The following is a 491-nucleotide window of genomic DNA, read 5'->3' on the forward strand; positions in this document are numbered from 1 at the left end:
TTCCGGCCCGCTCCGAAGCCATGGTCCACGTCGCGATGATCGGCCTCATGACCCGGCGCCTCACCGGCGAGTCCACCCCGACCTGGCGCGGAACCTGACCTCAGGAGTCAGGGACGAAACGCCCAGTCAGATCGTCGGCGTGGCCGTTGTCGTGTGGTGTGCGGGTGTCGTGGTTGTCTGGTCCGGGGGTTTCACGGGTGCAAGTGAGTGGGTGTGTTCCGGACGTTGTGGATGTGGCGGGTGCCGGGAGGCGCAGGTTTGGGTGCGGGCGGGTTGGTTCGGTGTGTCGTGGCTGGTGATTGCGATGACATGAATTGGTCAAGTGGGATGCGGCGGGGCGGCGAGGAGTGGTGGGTGGTGCTTTGTCCGCCGGTCGGGGTTGGCGGGTTCTGGGTGTCTGGGGAGAAAGTTCGGGGGTAGAAGGGGGCCTCTTTTCGGGTCGGTGCGTGTGGGAACGTTTGCGCGGCTCGTCGGCCGGCAGGGTCGGCGAA

General features: G+C 66.4%; 1 pseudogene. It reads left to right on the forward strand.

The features are described 5' to 3' along the window. A pseudogene (locus QSK52_RS39655) lies at window positions 1-98 on the forward strand (IS5 family transposase); the annotation flags it as partial. Window positions 99-491 lie beyond the last annotated feature (393 nt).

The sequence above is a fragment of the Kitasatospora phosalacinea genome (assembly GCF_030268885.1).
Taxonomy (GTDB): domain Bacteria; phylum Actinomycetota; class Actinomycetes; order Streptomycetales; family Streptomycetaceae; genus Kitasatospora; species Kitasatospora phosalacinea_C.